The sequence below is a fragment of the Candidatus Omnitrophota bacterium genome (assembly GCA_021735655.1).
Taxonomy (GTDB): Bacteria; Omnitrophota; Gorgyraeia; order Duberdicusellales; family 4484-171; genus JAHKAJ01.
Genome location: JAIPGM010000006.1, coordinates 48,152 through 64,339, shown reverse-complemented (window position 1 = coordinate 64,339; position 16,188 = coordinate 48,152). Strand labels below are relative to the sequence as shown.

Here is a 16,188-nt window from a genome sequence, read left to right as displayed (position 1 = left end):
TTCCAAAGGATGATCCCACAACAATTTATAGATGAGGTCCAATCTCGGACAGACATAGCAGAGGTTATCGCCAGTTACCTACCGCTCAAGAAAGCTGGCCGAAACTTTAAAGGGCTTTGTCCTTTTCATGGGGAGAAAACACCATCTTTCATTGTTAGTCCTCAGAAGCAGATTTTCCATTGTTTTGGCTGCGGCGAAGGCGGAGGTGTGTTCCAATTTATTACTTTGATCGAGAAAATAAGCTTTCCTGAAGCGGTAGAGTTGTTAGCTAAGCGTCTAGGCTTGGATATTCCTTATCAGCAAGATAAAAATGCTAAGACAAAGACTGCGCTTTATGAAGCAATGAGCGTAGCTACTTTATTTTTTCATAATAATTTGAAAAATGATAAAAAATTACAAGGAGTGCGGGATTACTTAGCTGAGCGAGGTGTTGGCCCAGAGACGATTAAGAAGTTTCAGCTGGGTTATGCTCCGGGCAATAATGGGTTGATGAGCTATATGCGGACGAAAAGTTTTACCCTTGAAATTTTAGAGAAATGTTCGTTAATTACATCAAGGGGTGGCGGTTTTTGTGATGTATTTCGTAATCGAATCACCTTTCCTATTTTGGATATTCGTTCGCGGGTGGTTGGCTTTGGTGCTCGGATACATACAAAAGATACGCAGGCTCCGAAATATATCAATTCTTTAGAAAATGTTCTTTATAGCAAAAGAAACCATCTTTATGGTTTATATTTGGCAAAAGATGAGATTTCAAATCAACAGACCGCTATTGTGGTTGAAGGGTATTTAGATATGATTACGCCCTTTATGCGTGGAATAAGCAATGTGGTTGCCTCATTAGGCACCGCTCTTACCGAAGAGCAGATCCGTTTGATTAAGCGTTATGCCCAGCGAGTGGTCATGGTTTATGATTCTGACAAGGCCGGGCAGAATGCTACTCTGCGTTCTTTGGACTTGCTTCTTGAGCAAGGACTAGAGGTTGAGATTATGCAATTGCCGTCAGGCAGCGATCCGGACTCTTTTTTTAGAAATAAAGATCGGGCTGATTTTTTGACCTTTTTAAAGCAGGCTCGTGATTTTTTTGATTACAAGGTAGATGTCCTTAGCAATATTTATGACAAGGATAGCATAGACGGTAAAACTAAGATTGCTAAAGAGATGCTTGAGACGATAGATAAACTGCCTTCGCAAATAAAAAAGTATGAATACATAAGAAAGTTAGCCGGCGCACTTTCAGTTAAAGAAGAGATCATGATTGCTGAGTTTCAAAAGAAGAGCCCAGTCAATAATACTCGGCGAAACAAATTTTCTGCCCCTGGGGGAAACCAGTCAGCCGGACTAAATAAAAACGAACTCTTGCCAGTTACCGAGAAGGTAATTTTTAAGTTTCTTCTTACTAATCCAAAAACTTTTCCTTTGGTTAAAAAGAACTTAAAACAGGAATATTTCAGTTCACCGATTTCCCGTAAAGCAATTTCTTTATTTTTAAACAATTCGATTGAAGCTGGGGTATCCGGGCCAAAGTTTTTGGGTACGATTAACGACAAGGAAATTAGTAGCTTTATTTCTAAAATTCTTATTGATGACGATATACCGATGGATAAAAATACCTTTAAGGAGAGTTTGCTTAAGTTAAAGAAAAAAGGAATAATTCAGTTTAAGAGTGAGCTTCGTGAAAAAATACGTGATGCCGAAGCAAAGGGCGATACAAAGAAAGTAAAAATATTAATTACAGAATTTGAAAAAGTAAATAGTAGAGAGGTAAAAAATGGTTAAAAAGAAACTTTTAGAGAGAAGCATCGGTCAGTTGGTCGATTTAGGAAAAAAGAAAGGCTATCTTACTTATGATGAGATAAATCACTTTCTTTCCGAAGAAATATCCAGCGCTAAAGATTTGGATGCCATTTTTGAGCGTCTCAATTCAAAAGACATAAGCGTATTGGAAACAAAGGAAGTTTCTGAATGGGAGAAGATAAAGAAAAAGCAGAGTACGGCCACGACTCAACCGATTGATGACCCGGTTAAGATGTATTTAAAACAGATGGGGCAGATTCCTTTGCTTACTCGGGAAGAGGAAATCAGTTTAGCTAAAAAAATTGAAGACGCCGAAGAGCTCTTGAGAAAAGAGGTTTTTTCAACCGGCATATCCCGAGATATGTTTTTAAGTATTACTAGAAGAATTATTAAAGAAGAGCTAAACGCTGATGATTTTGTTAAAGGAGAAATTAAGAATAAAGAAAAAGAAATTAATCGGTTGAAGTCTTTATATGGGAAGCTGGCGAGAATAAAGAAAATTGAAAGTCAGAGGAAAATTTTACAGGCTTTTAATTTTACTATTAGTATTATTGAGCGAATAATCACTAGAACCAAGTTTTTAGCCAAAGAGGTCGATAAGCTAAAAAGAAAGCTTGAAAAAGTCAAAGGTAGGAGCCAGGCTAACCAAACCTTGCGCCGTAGTCTCATCCGGCAGAAAGGTAAGACAATGAGACAGTTAGGTTTTCCCGAAAGTCAGCTTAGGGATCGGATGAGAATGATCAATGATAGGACTAAGCTATACAATCAGGCTAAGCGAACTTTAGTTGAGGCTAACTTAAGGTTGGTAGTGAGTATTGCTAAAAAATATGTAAATCGAGGCTTATCCTTTTTAGATTTGATTCAAGAGGGTAATATTGGTTTAATCAAAGCGGTAGAGAAGTTTGAATATAAACGGGGATATAAATTTTCTACTTATGCTACCTGGTGGATACGACAAGCAATAACTCGAGCAATCGCTGACCAAGCTAGAACGATTAGAATACCGGTACACATGACTGAGACGATCAACAAAATTATCCGTATATCGCGTCTTTTCATTCAAGAAAAAGGACGCGAGCCTACTCCCGATGAACTGTCAAAGGAACTAAAACTTCCGGTTTCTAAGATAAAAGATATTATCAAAGTTTCACAACAGCCGATATCAATCCATACTCCGATTGGCGATGATGGCGATACTTCTTTCGGTGATTTTATTGAAGATAAAAAAGCCGTATCCCCGGCTAATGCTACGGTTTTCTCTATGCTTAAGGAGGAATTAGAACAAGCCATGGAAAGCCTGACTGATCGGGAGAAGAACATTCTTACTTTAAGGTTTGGTTTAGAGGATGGAAGCCCAAAGACGTTAGAAGAAGTGGGAACTATTTTTAAGGTTACTCGAGAGCGAATTCGTCAAATTGAAGCCAAAGCTTTAAAGAAACTACGTCACCCTAGCCGTTCGCGACGGCTTCAGACATTTTTAGAGCTTACTCTTTTTCGCGGTAAATTTAAATCTTCTTAAAAATGAGTAAAGTAGATAAAAAAACTGTTGAGTATGTGGCTAATTTAGCCAGAATTAATTTAGCTGAAGAAGAGAAAAAGTCGCTTATCGCTCAACTTTCTAAAATTTTTGATTACATTGATAAGTTAAAAGAGCTAGACACTGAGTCAATTAAGCCGATGCGCAATTTACACCAGGCTCAAGGTGTTTTGCGTAAAGATGAAGCCAGGCCCTCAGATCATCGGGATAGAATCTTAAACAACTCACCCTCTAGGGAGGGAGATTATTTCAAAATTCCAAAGGTAATTGAATAAATGGAAGATTTAAGTAAACTTATTGCTTCTGAAATTGCTCAAAGAGCCAAGAAGAAGGATAAGTTTCTAAATAGTTTTGTTGAGATTTATGATAAGCCTGTAGCCGGAAGCGGAAGTTCGCAATTGGCCGGAATGTCGATTGCGATTAAAGATAATATTTGTATTCAGGATAAGATAATTACTTGCGCTTCGAAGATTTTATCTTCACATCGGGCTGTCTATGATGCAACCGTGATTGAAAAGCTTAAAAACGCAGGCTTATCCATCGTCGGTACAACCAATCTTGATGAGTTTGCTTTTGGTTCGTCTACTGAAAATTCCTGCTATGGCCCAACTAGAAATCCTTGGGACACTCAAAGAGTTCCTGGCGGTTCTAGCGGCGGATCCTGCGCAGCAGTAGCTGCAAGGTTAGTCCCTTTTGCATTAGGTTCTGATACCGGGGGTTCAATCAGGCAACCGGCATCGTTTTGCGGAGTTATTGGTTTTAAGCCGACTTATGGGAGAGTTTCCCGCTATGGGTTAATTGCTTTTGGTTCAAGCCTTGATCAAATCGGTCCGATAACCACTAACTTTTCAGATTGTGCCCAGCTGCTTAATATAATTTGCGGTCATGACCGGAAAGATTCTACCTCAGCAAAATTAGATTTTTGTGATTTTAGCGAAGGCCTTAAAGGTGGAATTAAAGCAATAAAGGTTGGTTTACCAAAAGAATACTTTGGCAAAGGTTTAAACCAAGAAGTAAAAGCAGCGATTGATGATGTAATTTCTAACTTCAAGAAGCAAGGTGTTATTTTTAAGGAAATTAGTCTTCCTCATACTGATTATGCAGTCGCAACTTACTATATTATTTCTTCTTCTGAAGCGAGCTCTAATCTGCAGCGGTTTGACGGCATAAGATATGGCTTACGCAAGCAGTCTAAGAGCCTAATTGATCTTTATTTGAAAACCAGAGAGGCTGGGTTTGGGCCTGAGGCAAAAAGAAGAATACTTTTAGGAACCCATAGTCTTTCTAGCGGATATTATGATGCTTACTATCTGAAAGCCTTGAAGGTGAGAAGATTGATTAAGGATGATTTTGATAAGGTTTTTTCCGAGGTCGATGCTATTTTGACTCCGACTTCTCCGACTACCGCCTTTAAACTTGGCGAAAGAGCAAGTGATCCTTTGAGTATGTATTTATCTGACATATACACTATACCAGCGAACCTTGCTGGCATACCTGCGGTATCTTTTCCTTGTGGCTTTGATAAAAAAGATTTACCGATCGGAGCTCAGCTGGTTGGCAAGGCTTTTGATGAGGTAACTTTACTTAAACTCGGTTCTGCTTTTGAGAGTTTAACCGATTTTCATAAAAAGATTCCGGTTTGCTAATTTTAGATAGTATAGAGGGCTAAAACTAACATGGGTGATTTAGAAACAGTAATTGGCTTAGAAGTTCATACCCAGCTTAAAACAGAGTCAAAGATTTTTTGTAGCTGTTCTACTAATTTTGAAAGTCCGGCTAATAGTAATATTTGCCCGGTTTGTTGCGGTTATCCAGGAGTGCTTCCGGTATTTAACCAGAAGGCCTTAGAGTTGGCAGTAAGGGTATGCTGTGCCTTAGATTGTAAGGTTAACTCAAGTATATACTTTGAGCGCAAGAATTATTTTTATCCTGATTTGCCGAAAGACTATCAAATTTCTCAGTATAAGATGCCACTTGGTGAGGCGGGTTCTTTGGAATTAATTTCGGGTAGAAAAATAAGAGTTAACCGAGTGCATCTTGAAGAGGATGCAGGGAAGCTGATTCATAAGCAAGATCACTCTTTGGTGGATTTCAATCGTACTGGAACACCTTTGTTAGAGATAGTTTCTGAGCCGGACATCAGTGGCCCAGATGAGGCTTTTGAATACCTGAGCCATTTAAAGCTAATGCTTCAGTATATCGGCGTTTCTGACTGTGATATGGAAAAAGGGTCTTTGCGCTGTGATGCTAATATTTCACTTAGAAAGAAAGGCGATAAAAAATTAGGGGTAAAAGTTGAGCTTAAGAATATGAATAGTTTTAAGGGGGTTAAGGCGGGCCTAGAATATGAAGTTAAGCGGCAGGCAGCGGCCTTGGTTAAGGGAGAGAAGGTGATTCAGGAAACTAGGCTTTGGGATGAATTAAAGTTGAAAACTATAGTTATGCGCAGCAAAGAGCAAGCTCACGACTATCGTTATTTTCCCGAACCAGACTTGCTAGATTTTTCGGTAGCTAAAGACCTAATTAAAAATCAGCAGTTAGCTTTGGGGGAGTTACCTTTAGCTAAGCGAAAAAGATTCTTAAAAGATTATTCTTTAGAAGAGAAAGAAGTTGATATAATAATTAATCAAGCTAAGCTTGCTGATCTTTTTGAGGACACCGTGAAGATATACCCTGAGAGCCGGGAGGTTTTTAATTGGCTGCTTGGCCCGTTTCTAGAGCAGGTGAATAGTTTAAAGGACGGTTTTAATGAAGTTTTGATATCGGCAGCTAATTTTGCTAAAATTATAAGATACTTTTCAGAGGGCAAGATGAATAACTTAGCTGCTAAAAAAGCACTTTCTTTGAGCATTGCCACTGACAGGGATGTTGATGAAATTATAAATAGTGAGCAGCTGGTTCAGGTTTCTGATAGTGCTGAGCTAGATAAGTATATCGAAGAGACTGTTGTTGAAAACCAAAAAGTTGTCGATGAGTATTTAGCCGGCAAACAGCAGGCAATACAGTTTTTAGTCGGGCAGGTTATGAAAAAAACTAAAGGTAAGGCTAATCCTAAAGTAGCCCGGGAAATGTTAGAAAGGAGGTTATCTAGATGAGAAAAAGAGTTATTATCTTTGCAATGGCTGTAGCAGTGGTATTGATTTCCTATACGATGGGGTTTTCTTTTGGAAAAGATAGAGAGGATGTTTATAAGGAGTTAGAGATATTCTCCGAAGGTTTAGCGGTTATTGAAGAAAAATATGTAGAAGATAAGTCAGCCGAGGATTTAATTTATGGGGCGATGCGTGGCATGCTTTTTTCCTTGGATTCCTATAGCCAATTTTTAACTCCTGAAGATTATAAAAATCTTCTTATTGAGACTGAAGGCAAATTCGGCGGGTTGGGGATTGAAATCACCATTCGTGATGGACTATTGACAATAGTTTCCCCGATTGAAGATACCCCGGCCTGGGAAGCAGGAGTTAAGCCTGGTGATATAATTATTAAAATAGAAGGTGAGTTAACTAAAGGAATTACTCTCAATGAAGCGGTTAAGAAGCTTCGTGGTAAACCCGGTACTGATGTTACTATAACAATTTTACGAGAAGTTACTAGAAAACTTGAAGAAGTTACGATTACTCGTGGCATTATTAAGATAAAAGATATTAAGCGAGCGGTAATTTTGGATGATGGTATTGGTTATGCCAGAATTTCTGAGTTTCGTGAGACTACAGCTAAAGATTTAGGAAAAGCTTTAGAAAAACTGCAAGAAAATAATCTGAAAGCCTTTATCCTTGATGTACGTAATAATCCTGGGGGGTTGTTGACTTCAGCGATCGATGTATCAAGTAGATTTCTTGAAGACGGCAAGGTGGTGGTTTCAACTAAAACTCGCGATCAAGACGAAAGTATTTACAAGTCTCTTCCTTTTCAGAAGAAATATTTAGATATTCCGATAGTGGTGTTGATTAACAAGGGAAGCGCTTCGGGAAGCGAAATTGTTGCTGCAGCCCTTAGGGAAAACAATCGAGCAATACTTCTTGGTGAAACTACCTTTGGTAAGGGTTCAGTCCAGACGATAATTCCTCTTTCTGATGGATCGGCTCTGAGGCTAACCACATCTAAATATTATACTCCTGATGGAATAAGTATTCATGAAAAGGGAGTCAATCCAGACATCGTGGTAGTCCCTGATGAGAGTAAAGAAAACAAGGAAGATGTTTTTAAGAAGCTCAAAGAAGATGACTTTGATTATAAGAAAGATTATCAGATAGTAAGAGCAGTTGATTTGCTTAAAGGCATTTTAGTTTTGAAAGGCAGTGAATAAATATAGTTAATTTTATTTATGTACACTCTTGGTATAGAAACATCTTGTGATGAGACTTCTTGTGCAATTTTAAAAAATAACAAGGTTCTTTCTAACGTTACTCTTTCTTCTCTAAGCGAGCATAAAAAGTATGGTGGGGTAGTTCCAGAAATTGCTACCCGGGCACACCTAGTTAGTATTGACCGGGTTGTTGAGCTAGCTACAATAAAAGCCAAGGTTCCTTTAAAGAAAATAAATTTAATTGCAGTAACCCAGTGCCCCGGGTTAATCGGAAGTTTGGTCGTTGGGCTTAATTTTGCTAAGGCCCTTTCTCTGGCGCTGAAAAAACCTTTTATTGGCGTTAATCATCTACAAGCTCACATTTTTTCTCCTTTTTTAGATTATCATAAAAGAATTCCTTTTCCTTTTTTAGGGTTGGTAGTTTCCGGGGGGCATACTGAATTTTACCGAGTCGATGATTTCGATCGAGTTAATTTGGTCGGTTCAACCCGCGACGATGCTTGTGGTGAGGTGTTTGACAAGGTAGCTAAAGCTTATGGATTGGGATATCCTGGAGGCCCACTGATTGATAGGTTGTTTAACTACGACCAAAGGTCCGATTTTAAGTTTAACTGCGGTCGCAGTGGTTTAGATTTAAGCTTTAGTGGCATAAAAACGGCTTTAATTTACAAGAAAATCGAGATGGAGAAAAAAGGTGTTTTTGATGCGAAGATGAAAAAAAGACTTCTTTCTTCATTCCAATATGCAGCTTTAGAAGCTATTATCGCAGCAACCGAAGAGGCGGTGGATAAACTAAAAGTTAAAACTATAGTTTGTGGGGGTGGGGTTACAGCGAATAGTTATTTACGTAGGCGCCTAAAAGACTACCAGGACCGAGGGCTTAAGGTTTTTATTGCTTCTAAAGAGTATACGGGAGACAATGCGGCAATGGTTGCAGGATTAGGGTTTTACTTGTATAATAAAATAGGTAAAGAGAGTAATATTGCTTTAGAGGCTAAACCTAATTGAAATGTTAAATCTATTTGATACTATTTTTCGACTGCTGATTGCCTTTTGTTTGGGGAGTATCATTGGTTTTGAGCGTGAAAAAAAAGCTAGTTCTGCCGGTCTTCGTACTCATATTTTAGTTTGTACCGGGTCAACATTGATAATGTTGGTTTCGCTTCACATTTTTGAGATATATCAGGGCCAGACGGCGATAGATCCTGGCCGAATTGCTGCCGGAGTAGTTACTGGTATCGGGTTTTTAGGCGCTGGAACGATTATCCGTAGCCGCGAAGGGGTTAAGGGTTTAACTACTGCTGCTAGTATCTGGATAAGTTCAGCTATCGGCTTGGCTGTTGGTTGTGGTTATATAAGCGCGGCCCTTATGGCGACGCTTATATCTTACTTGTCGCTTTCTTTTTTGAAGAAACTTGAAAATTAAATATTTAATATATATAATAGGAATATTTTAACAGGGGGTGTGAAGATGAGTAAACGAAGAGGCGAAGACAAAATCCTTGATGTGAATGCTGCCATGCAAGGAAGCTTAGTTTTTTCTGACCCCGTGAATTTGAGAATAAATGGCAGGTTTGAAGGTAGCTTGACCACCAAGGGGAGCTTAACTATTGGTTCAAGCGCAGATGTAAAAGCAGATATTTCTGGAGAAGAAGTAATTGTTGCCGGAACAGTTAAGGGTAATATTAAAGCAACCGAAGGCATAAGATTAACTTCAACTGCTAAGGTTTTTGGAGACGTTAACGTTTCTCAAATTACTATTGAAAAAGGGGCTGTGTTTAATGGTAAATGCAGGATGAACGAAGGGAAGATTTCCTTAGAGGAACTTTCTGATTATCTATCAGTCGGCGAAAAAAAAATTATGGAATGGGTTGAAGGCGGTAAAATTCCAGTAGAAAAAGAAGGGAATAAATTTTTGTTTGATCGGGACCAAGTGGAAGATTGGATAGCTCATAAAATTTAACCTGAGAAAGAAAAGATTGATTGGTGTTTAAACTATGAGAGAAAAGCTTCTTAGTACTAGGGAAGTGTCCCATGTATTGGGGATTTCCGAGAAGGATGTAATTGAATTAGCAAGTTCTCGGCTTATACCTCATTTTAAGGTGGCGGGAGAATTTCTAAGGTTTAAAAGGGAAGATGTATTAAAGGTGGCGCCAGCGATTAAGAAAAGGTATAACATTCCTGAGAAAAAGCATCGGCGCACCGAAGCCGTAAGAGAATTTTTTTATTTTAACGATTTCTATATTGTTACCGCAGCGATTATCATCACGCTTCTTTGGGTAATACTTAAAGATATTATTTTGGCGAGTTGATAGTGTGTATTTGTATATTTCCTACCTTTAAGATCGCCCCATTGTTTATTGGTAGACCTGTTTTTTAATTATTGTAATTTATGGAGGTAGATAATGGTAACTTTTGACGATTTTTCTAAGCTTGATTTAAGGGTGGGTAAAGTTTTAACGGTTGAATTACATCCGAACGCCGAAAAACTTTATTTGCTGACCGTGGACATTGGTGAAAAAACCATTTCATTGGTTGCTGGTATAAAACCTTTTTACGCAGTTGAAGATTTGGCCGGCAAATCAGTAGTGGTTTTAGTTAATCTAGAGCCAAAAACTATCCGTGGGGCCGCTTCTGAGGGTATGGTGCTCGTTGCTCAAAGCAAAGATGATGCTAGTCTTATTGTTTGCGATAAAAAGGTAGAGCCGGGCAGTAGAATTAAATAACAAACAGATCGAAAGCATAGTGTAAGCGAGTCTGGGGAGATGAAAACAGATCGAATCAAAGTAAAGACTAAAGGCAATTGCGATATAATCAACATTACTTCTGAGTTGAAGCGAATAGTTGAAAAAGAAAACCTTAAAGAAGGGGTTATTTTTTTGTCGGTTATCGGCTCAACCGCAGCTCTCACTACTATGGAGTATGAACCGGGGTTAGAAAAAGATTTAAAGCAAGCTTTTGAACAGCTTTTGCCCTATCGTAAGGACTATGCTCATAACTTTACTTGGTCGGATGATAACGGACACGCACATTTACGTAGCTCCTTGATTAAAACTAGCCTTTTTGTGTCGGTTAGTCAAGGCCATCTTGATTTAGGAACTTGGCAACAGGTAGTTTTGATTGATTTTGATACTCGAGCTAGGCATAGAGAGATAGTAGCCAAAGTAATTAATTAAATGTAGCAAAGACCAAATGGATATAGATTTAAGCAAACCGCTTGAAGATTATCAGCTAACCTTTTTAGACTTAGAAACTACCGGTTTAGATGTGGTCATGGGTGACGCCATCTGTGAAATTGGGGCTTTTAAAGTTAAGAACAGAAAGATCGTTGATAAATTTCATAGTTTGGTAAACCCTAAAATGGCCGTACCTCAGGCAGCCTATCAAATTCATAAAATATCAGATCAAGATTTAAAGTATGCTCCGCCGTTTGAAAAGCTAGCCGATAAGCTTCTTGATTTTTTAAAAGGGACAGTACTTTGTGCCTATAATGTTGAATTTGATGCAAAGTTTATTGATTATAGTTTAAAGAGAATTGGACGGGAACCTTTAAACTTACCGACAGTGGATATCTTGGCGATGGCTAGAGATGGGCTTGATTTGCCTCGTTACAATTTAGGAACGGTAGCTAAGTCATTAGGCATTGATTGTAAAGGTGGGCTGCATAGAGCTTTAGACGATGCTTTGGTGACCTACCAAACTTTCTTAAAGCTTATAGATGGGTTTAAAAATAAAAAGATTGAAAGCCTAGATGATTACGTGTCGCTTTATAGTTGCAGTAATGATATTTTTAAAATCAAAGAAGATAAAAAAATTGCTATTTTAAAGGAAGCCATCGAAAACGACCACAAAATAGATATAAAATATTTTTCCAGTTCAAATATCTTAGAGCATGATCAGGTATTACCTTTGCGTCTCGTTAGAGAGGGGAGATTTTTTTATTTTTTATTCCAGGGGCAAGCTAAAGAGCCGCGCCGGATACTCTTAAGAAGAGTTTTAGAAGTGCAAATTCCCTCGGCGAGAGCTTAATTTACAAGCAAAAGCTATTTTGATACAATAGAGAAGCTAAAAGGAGGGCTTAACATGGATGATATATTAGAGATTTTAGAAAGTAATGCTCGGATTACCTTGGAGGAGCTTCAGAAGTTAACTGGTAAAAGTAAGCAAGAGCTCAGTAAGGCTATAAAAAGCTATGAGAAAAAAGGAGTTATTGTAAACTACAAGACTGTGATTAATCGGCAGAAAATTAAAGGTGAGCGGAGTGTTCGGGCTCTAATCGAAGTTAAAATAGCTCCTCAGAAAGATGTGGGGTTTGATTTAGTGGCTGAGCGAATTTATCGTTTCCCGGAAGTAAAAAGTTGTTATCTTCTTTCAGGAACTTATGATTTATTATTGGTGGTTGAAGGTGACGATATCAATACGGTGGCCAGTTTTGTTTCCGAGAAGCTCGCTCCTTTAAATCAGGTAAGAGGAACCGCGACTCATTTTATGCTTAAGAAATATAAAGAAGATGGAGTTATTTTAGTAAAGAAAGATAAGAATCAAAGATTAGCAATAACCTATTAAAGGGATATGAATGATTTCTAAAAGAGTTAAAAAATTAGCCCCTTCGGGGATACGGGCATTTTTCGATTTAGTTATGGGAATGCCAGAGGTTATTTCTCTGGGGGTCGGTGAGCCAGATTTTATCTCTCCTTGGAGGGTTCGCGAAAAGGCAATTACCGCCCTTGAGGAAGGAATGACTTCTTACACCTCAAACCAGGGGCTTTTTGTTTTGCGTCGGGACATAGCCAACCACTATAAGAGAAGATTTTCTTTAAGCTATGATCCTAAAACCGAAATCCTGATAACTGTTGGGGTGAGTGAGGCTTTAGATTTGGCTTTGAGGGCTATCTTAGAGCCAAAAGATAAGGTTATCGTAGTGACTCCGCATTATGTCGCTTATCCGGCTCTGGTTGAGATTTCTGGAGGCCAGGTTCTCTATTTAACTACAAAGGCCGAAGATAATTTTAAAATAGATATTAAGAGATTAAAAGAGCTTCTTAAAGCTAACCCAAAAGCGATTATTTTAAATAATCCTTCCAACCCTACCGGGACACATTATACCTCTCTAGAGCTTAAAAAAATATGGAAGGTTATCGCTAATAAAAAGACATTGGTTATTAGCGATGAAGTTTATGATGAATTGATTTACGATCAAAAACATAGCCCTTTTGCTAGTTTGTCTAAAGAGGCAAAAAAGCGAACGATTTTGCTTAATGGATTTTCCAAGGGTTATGCGATGACTGGCTTTCGGGTAGGTTATGCTTGCGCTAGTCAGGAGATCATCGCAGCAATGTCTAAAATCCATTCTTTTTCAATAATGTGTGTGCCGACTATCTCTCAAGTCGCTGCCTCGGAAGCTTTGCTTAGTCAGAAGGAAGTTATAGCTATGCGTTCGGCCTATCGACGCAGAAGAGAGCTTGTCGTAAAAGAGCTAAATCGGTTAGGGTTAACTACGAATTTACCGCAAGGAGCATTTTACTGCTTTCCTTCTTTAGAAAAATTTAAGATAGATTCATTGAGCTTTGCTAAAAAACTTTTATTTGAACAAAAGGTAGCTGTAGTGCCGGGAGTAGCTTTTGGTAAAGAGCTTAGTTCCTATATTAGAATTTCCTATGCTAATTCTTTAGACAATTTAAAAGAAGCAATAATTCGAATTGAGAAGTTTTTAGGAAAGTTAAAATAATTTATGCCTATTTTTAGAACTCCGAAGCTTAGAAAAAATATTATTTGGGAAGTTTACGCTTCCAGGTTTATTTTGTTTGTAGCTATTGCTGCCCTTTTAGGTTGTGCTCCCCAGCCAATGGATAAACCCATTAATTCTGATGATTTTGGTGATTTCTCGGAGCGATATGAAGATCTGATTAGTAAACATCAAGAACTTCTCAAGAGTGACCCCCAAAATAATTCCTTACGCCTTGAGCTTGGCCAATTCTATTATGGTTTCAAGGATTATCAGCGCACAATTGATCTGTTTAAAGGTTTTGATCTGATTCAGGCAAGAGTTATTTTAGCTAAGGCTTATACCAGGCTTAAAGAGTACGCCTTAGCTATTGAAATTTTTGAACAATTAAAACCGCTGCCTAAAGACCCAGAATACCTTTATCTTTATGGAACAGTATTAGAGGAGAAAAATCTTTTCCCTAAGGCTTTAAAAATATATGCTAAAGTTACACCGCCTTTTGAGTCTCGGGCCAAAGAAAGAATTAAAGCGATTGGGGCCAAAGTAGAGGAAGGAATACCTTTAGAGATAAAAGAAATCACTAAAAGTGCAGAAAGTTTTTTAACTGAAATAAACGACGATGCTGCAGTTTATCTTCTTGTAGATGAGGCGACGGAGATTACTCCTAAAAATACTTCGGTATCTACGGTTCATGTTATCGAGCAAGTTTTAAAAGAGCGAGGCAAAAAATTAGCTGAAGTCGACATTGGGTATGATTCAACTTACCAGCGTATAGAGCTAGAGTTTGCTCGTACGATAACTAAGGAAGGGCAGGTTAGATATGTCGGAGAAGAGAATATCCGCGACGTTAGCCGCTATCTTAATTTTCCTCTTTATAGTAATTCGCGAGCTCGAATTATTTCTATGCCTTCAGTAGATGTTGGTTCATTCATTGAATATAAATTCAAAATTTATTCATCAAAATTAGTTAACGAGGACAAATTTACCTTTATTTATCGCTTAAGGGAGCAATACCCAGTGTTTAAAGCGTACTTTAATCTTGTTACGCCTAGAGAGAGCCCGGTAAATTTTAAGTTTTTTAATCAAAATTATGCCGAAGGCATAGATCTTAAGCCATCTTTATCTGAAAGTGATGATTCAAAGGTCTATAGGTGGGAATTCAATCGAATAAAACCAATAATTCCCGAGTATTCAATGCCGTCTTACGCTTATGTTAACCCAGCAATTCTAATATCGAGCTTTTCTTCATGGGATGAGATTTATGAGTGGTGGGAATCTCTCTATCAAGATAAAATTCAGGTAACTGAAAGCATGAGAGAGTTTTTGAGTAAAATCATTGAAACTGCCACCGATGACTTTGGCAAGGCTCGAGAAATTCATGAATTTGTGGCTAAAAATATTCGGTATGTAGCTATTGAGTATGGAGAAGGTGGACACGAACCACACTCAGCCCAAGAAGTGTTTGTGAATCGCTATGGCGATTGTAAGGACCAGGCGGTATTATTAGTTTCTTTGCTCCGAGAAGCTGGCCTTAAGGCTTATCCGGTGCTTATCCCTACTGATAGCGTTTATCCTATCGAGGAAAGCTTCCCTTCAATTAATTTTAACCATGCTATTGCTGCTGTTGAAATTGACGATAAATTAATCTTTATGGATCCTACCTCTGAAACAACTCCTTTTATGGATATACCGCTTTCTGATCAGAATCGTTCGGTGATGGTATTTTTTGATCAAGGCTGGAAGATTGTTACTACCGATACATTGAAAAAAAATAGAGTTAAATATGATATGAAAATTACAGTTGATGCTGACGAGAATGCGAAGGTTATTCGCAGAGTGATAAGTAGTGGATTTTTTGCTGCTTCTTATCGTTGGTATCTAAAGTATACACACCCGGCCTTAATCGAAGAAGATCTCCGTAAAAAAATGCGGGAGATATCGTCGCTTTCTACTTTTGTTGACTATAGTATTAAAAATGTTGACGATTTTTCCAAAAATCCAATGCTTACTTATAATTTTGAAGCTAAAAAAGTTTTAAACCCGGCTGGGGATTTACGAATCCTTCCGGTTTTAGATCAACTTCAGCTAGATCATAAACTTATTAGTAAAGATCAGAGGAAGTACCCGATAGATTTTGAAGGATTACACGGCCGGGATTCTAAGATAAGGATAATTTTGCCGGAAAATTTGAAAGTTAAATATTTACCGGAAACATTTATTTTGGAAAATCCTTGGTTTGATCTTCAAGTTTCTTACAAGAAACTTGACCAGGGTATTGATTTCCATCAAAATTTTAAGATGAAAAAACGTTTTGTTGAGGCTGAGGAATACTCAAGATTTGAGAAATTCCTTGAAGATGCCATTTATAGATTACGCGAAGAGATTATTTTGGAAAAGGTTAAATGAAGAAGGATAAGGATAAATCTAGAAAAATAAGTAATTTAGAGATATCTTTTTATGAAAATATTTTAAAGGAACGCCCTGATTTTGTCGGAGCGCTAATTTCTTTAGGGGATGCCTATACTCGCAAAGGTCTTTATACCCAAGGTTTGGTTGTAGATAAAAAATTAGTGAGTTTGAAACCGGACGACCCGGTTATTCATTATAATCTTGCTTGTAGCCTTTCGCTTACCGGAAAACCTAAGCAAGCGATTAATGAACTAAAGAAGGCAGTTTTGCTTGGTTATGATGATTTCGCTTATATTTTAGAAGATGCGGATTTAGAAAATGTGCGTGGTTTGAAAGAGTTTATAGTCTTCTATCAAAAATTAAAAAATATAGAGAAATAGTATTAGATAGGAAATTCTCATTTTTTTAATTTAT

17 protein-coding genes are annotated in these 16,188 nt (G+C 37.9%); all 17 read left to right on the top strand.

Translation table 11 applies throughout. From position 1 onward, the window contains the following. The first annotated feature begins 9 nt into the window (after positions 1–9). The 17 genes from dnaG (at position 10) to K9L86_05765 (ending at position 16,154) form a co-directional block, all read left to right on the top strand. Positions 10–1,779: a DNA primase gene (dnaG, locus tag K9L86_05845; GenBank protein ID MCF7908374.1), complete on the top strand. Its 1,770-nt coding sequence runs from the start codon at positions 10–12 to the stop codon at positions 1,777–1,779. Beyond that, on the top strand, positions 1,772–3,316 hold the full coding sequence (gene rpoD / locus K9L86_05840; protein ID MCF7908373.1) for an RNA polymerase sigma factor RpoD: 1,545 nt from the start codon (positions 1,772–1,774) through the stop codon (positions 3,314–3,316). The genes dnaG and rpoD overlap by 8 nt, the downstream gene beginning before the upstream one ends. A gap of 2 nt (positions 3,317–3,318) precedes the next feature. Then, positions 3,319–3,609, top strand: coding sequence for an Asp-tRNA(Asn)/Glu-tRNA(Gln) amidotransferase subunit GatC (gene gatC, locus K9L86_05835; protein MCF7908372.1), 291 nt, complete (start codon positions 3,319–3,321; stop codon positions 3,607–3,609). Beyond that, positions 3,610–4,980, top strand: coding sequence for an Asp-tRNA(Asn)/Glu-tRNA(Gln) amidotransferase subunit GatA (gene gatA, locus K9L86_05830; protein ID MCF7908371.1), 1,371 nt, complete (start codon positions 3,610–3,612; stop codon positions 4,978–4,980). Positions 4,981–5,010: 30 nt separating this feature from the next. Further along, positions 5,011–6,429 carry an Asp-tRNA(Asn)/Glu-tRNA(Gln) amidotransferase subunit GatB gene (gene gatB, locus K9L86_05825; protein MCF7908370.1) on the top strand — a complete coding sequence of 473 codons (1,419 nt, stop codon included), beginning with the start codon at positions 5,011–5,013 and terminating at the stop codon, positions 6,427–6,429. After that, complete coding sequence (locus K9L86_05820; protein MCF7908369.1) at positions 6,426–7,640, top strand: S41 family peptidase; 1,215 nt, start codon at positions 6,426–6,428, stop codon at positions 7,638–7,640. Before gatB ends, K9L86_05820 begins: the two co-directional genes overlap by 4 nt. Positions 7,641–7,658: 18 nt before the next feature. Further along, entirely contained in the window at positions 7,659–8,648 is a 990-nt protein-coding gene (tsaD, locus tag K9L86_05815; GenBank protein ID MCF7908368.1) for a tRNA (adenosine(37)-N6)-threonylcarbamoyltransferase complex transferase subunit TsaD, read from the top strand. Between the two features lies 1 nt (position 8,649). Then, a complete protein-coding gene (locus K9L86_05810) occupies positions 8,650–9,066 on the top strand; it encodes an MgtC/SapB family protein (GenBank protein MCF7908367.1) in 417 nt (138 codons plus the stop codon). Between the two features lie 45 nt (positions 9,067–9,111). Further along, the gene (locus K9L86_05805; GenBank protein MCF7908366.1) at positions 9,112–9,603 is read left to right on the top strand and encodes a polymer-forming cytoskeletal protein; all 492 of its coding nucleotides are present in this window, start codon (positions 9,112–9,114) and stop codon (positions 9,601–9,603) included. Between the two features lie 34 nt (positions 9,604–9,637). Next, positions 9,638–9,952 (top strand): helix-turn-helix domain-containing protein, encoded by a 315-nt coding sequence (locus K9L86_05800; protein MCF7908365.1) that lies wholly within the window; start codon positions 9,638–9,640, stop codon positions 9,950–9,952. A gap of 93 nt (positions 9,953–10,045) precedes the next feature. Continuing rightward, a complete protein-coding gene (locus K9L86_05795) occupies positions 10,046–10,366 on the top strand; it encodes a hypothetical protein (protein MCF7908364.1) in 321 nt (106 codons plus the stop codon). A 39-nt stretch (positions 10,367–10,405) separates the two neighbouring features. Further along, positions 10,406–10,816 carry a secondary thiamine-phosphate synthase enzyme YjbQ gene (locus K9L86_05790; protein ID MCF7908363.1) on the top strand — a complete coding sequence of 137 codons (411 nt, stop codon included), beginning with the start codon at positions 10,406–10,408 and terminating at the stop codon, positions 10,814–10,816. Between the two features lie 16 nt (positions 10,817–10,832). Next, positions 10,833–11,669: a ribonuclease H-like domain-containing protein gene (locus K9L86_05785; protein MCF7908362.1), complete on the top strand. Its 837-nt coding sequence runs from the start codon at positions 10,833–10,835 to the stop codon at positions 11,667–11,669. 54 nt (positions 11,670–11,723) lie between these two features. Then, positions 11,724–12,206, top strand: coding sequence for an Lrp/AsnC family transcriptional regulator (locus K9L86_05780; protein ID MCF7908361.1), 483 nt, complete (start codon positions 11,724–11,726; stop codon positions 12,204–12,206). 10 nt (positions 12,207–12,216) lie between these two features. Further along, positions 12,217–13,368, top strand: coding sequence for an aminotransferase class I/II-fold pyridoxal phosphate-dependent enzyme (locus K9L86_05775; protein MCF7908360.1), 1,152 nt, complete (start codon positions 12,217–12,219; stop codon positions 13,366–13,368). Positions 13,369–13,371: 3 nt separating this feature from the next. Then, positions 13,372–15,771: a DUF3857 domain-containing protein gene (locus K9L86_05770; GenBank protein MCF7908359.1), complete on the top strand. Its 2,400-nt coding sequence runs from the start codon at positions 13,372–13,374 to the stop codon at positions 15,769–15,771. Continuing rightward, entirely contained in the window at positions 15,768–16,154 is a 387-nt protein-coding gene (locus K9L86_05765; GenBank protein MCF7908358.1) for a hypothetical protein, read from the top strand. The genes K9L86_05770 and K9L86_05765 overlap by 4 nt, the downstream gene beginning before the upstream one ends. Positions 16,155–16,188 lie beyond the last annotated feature (34 nt).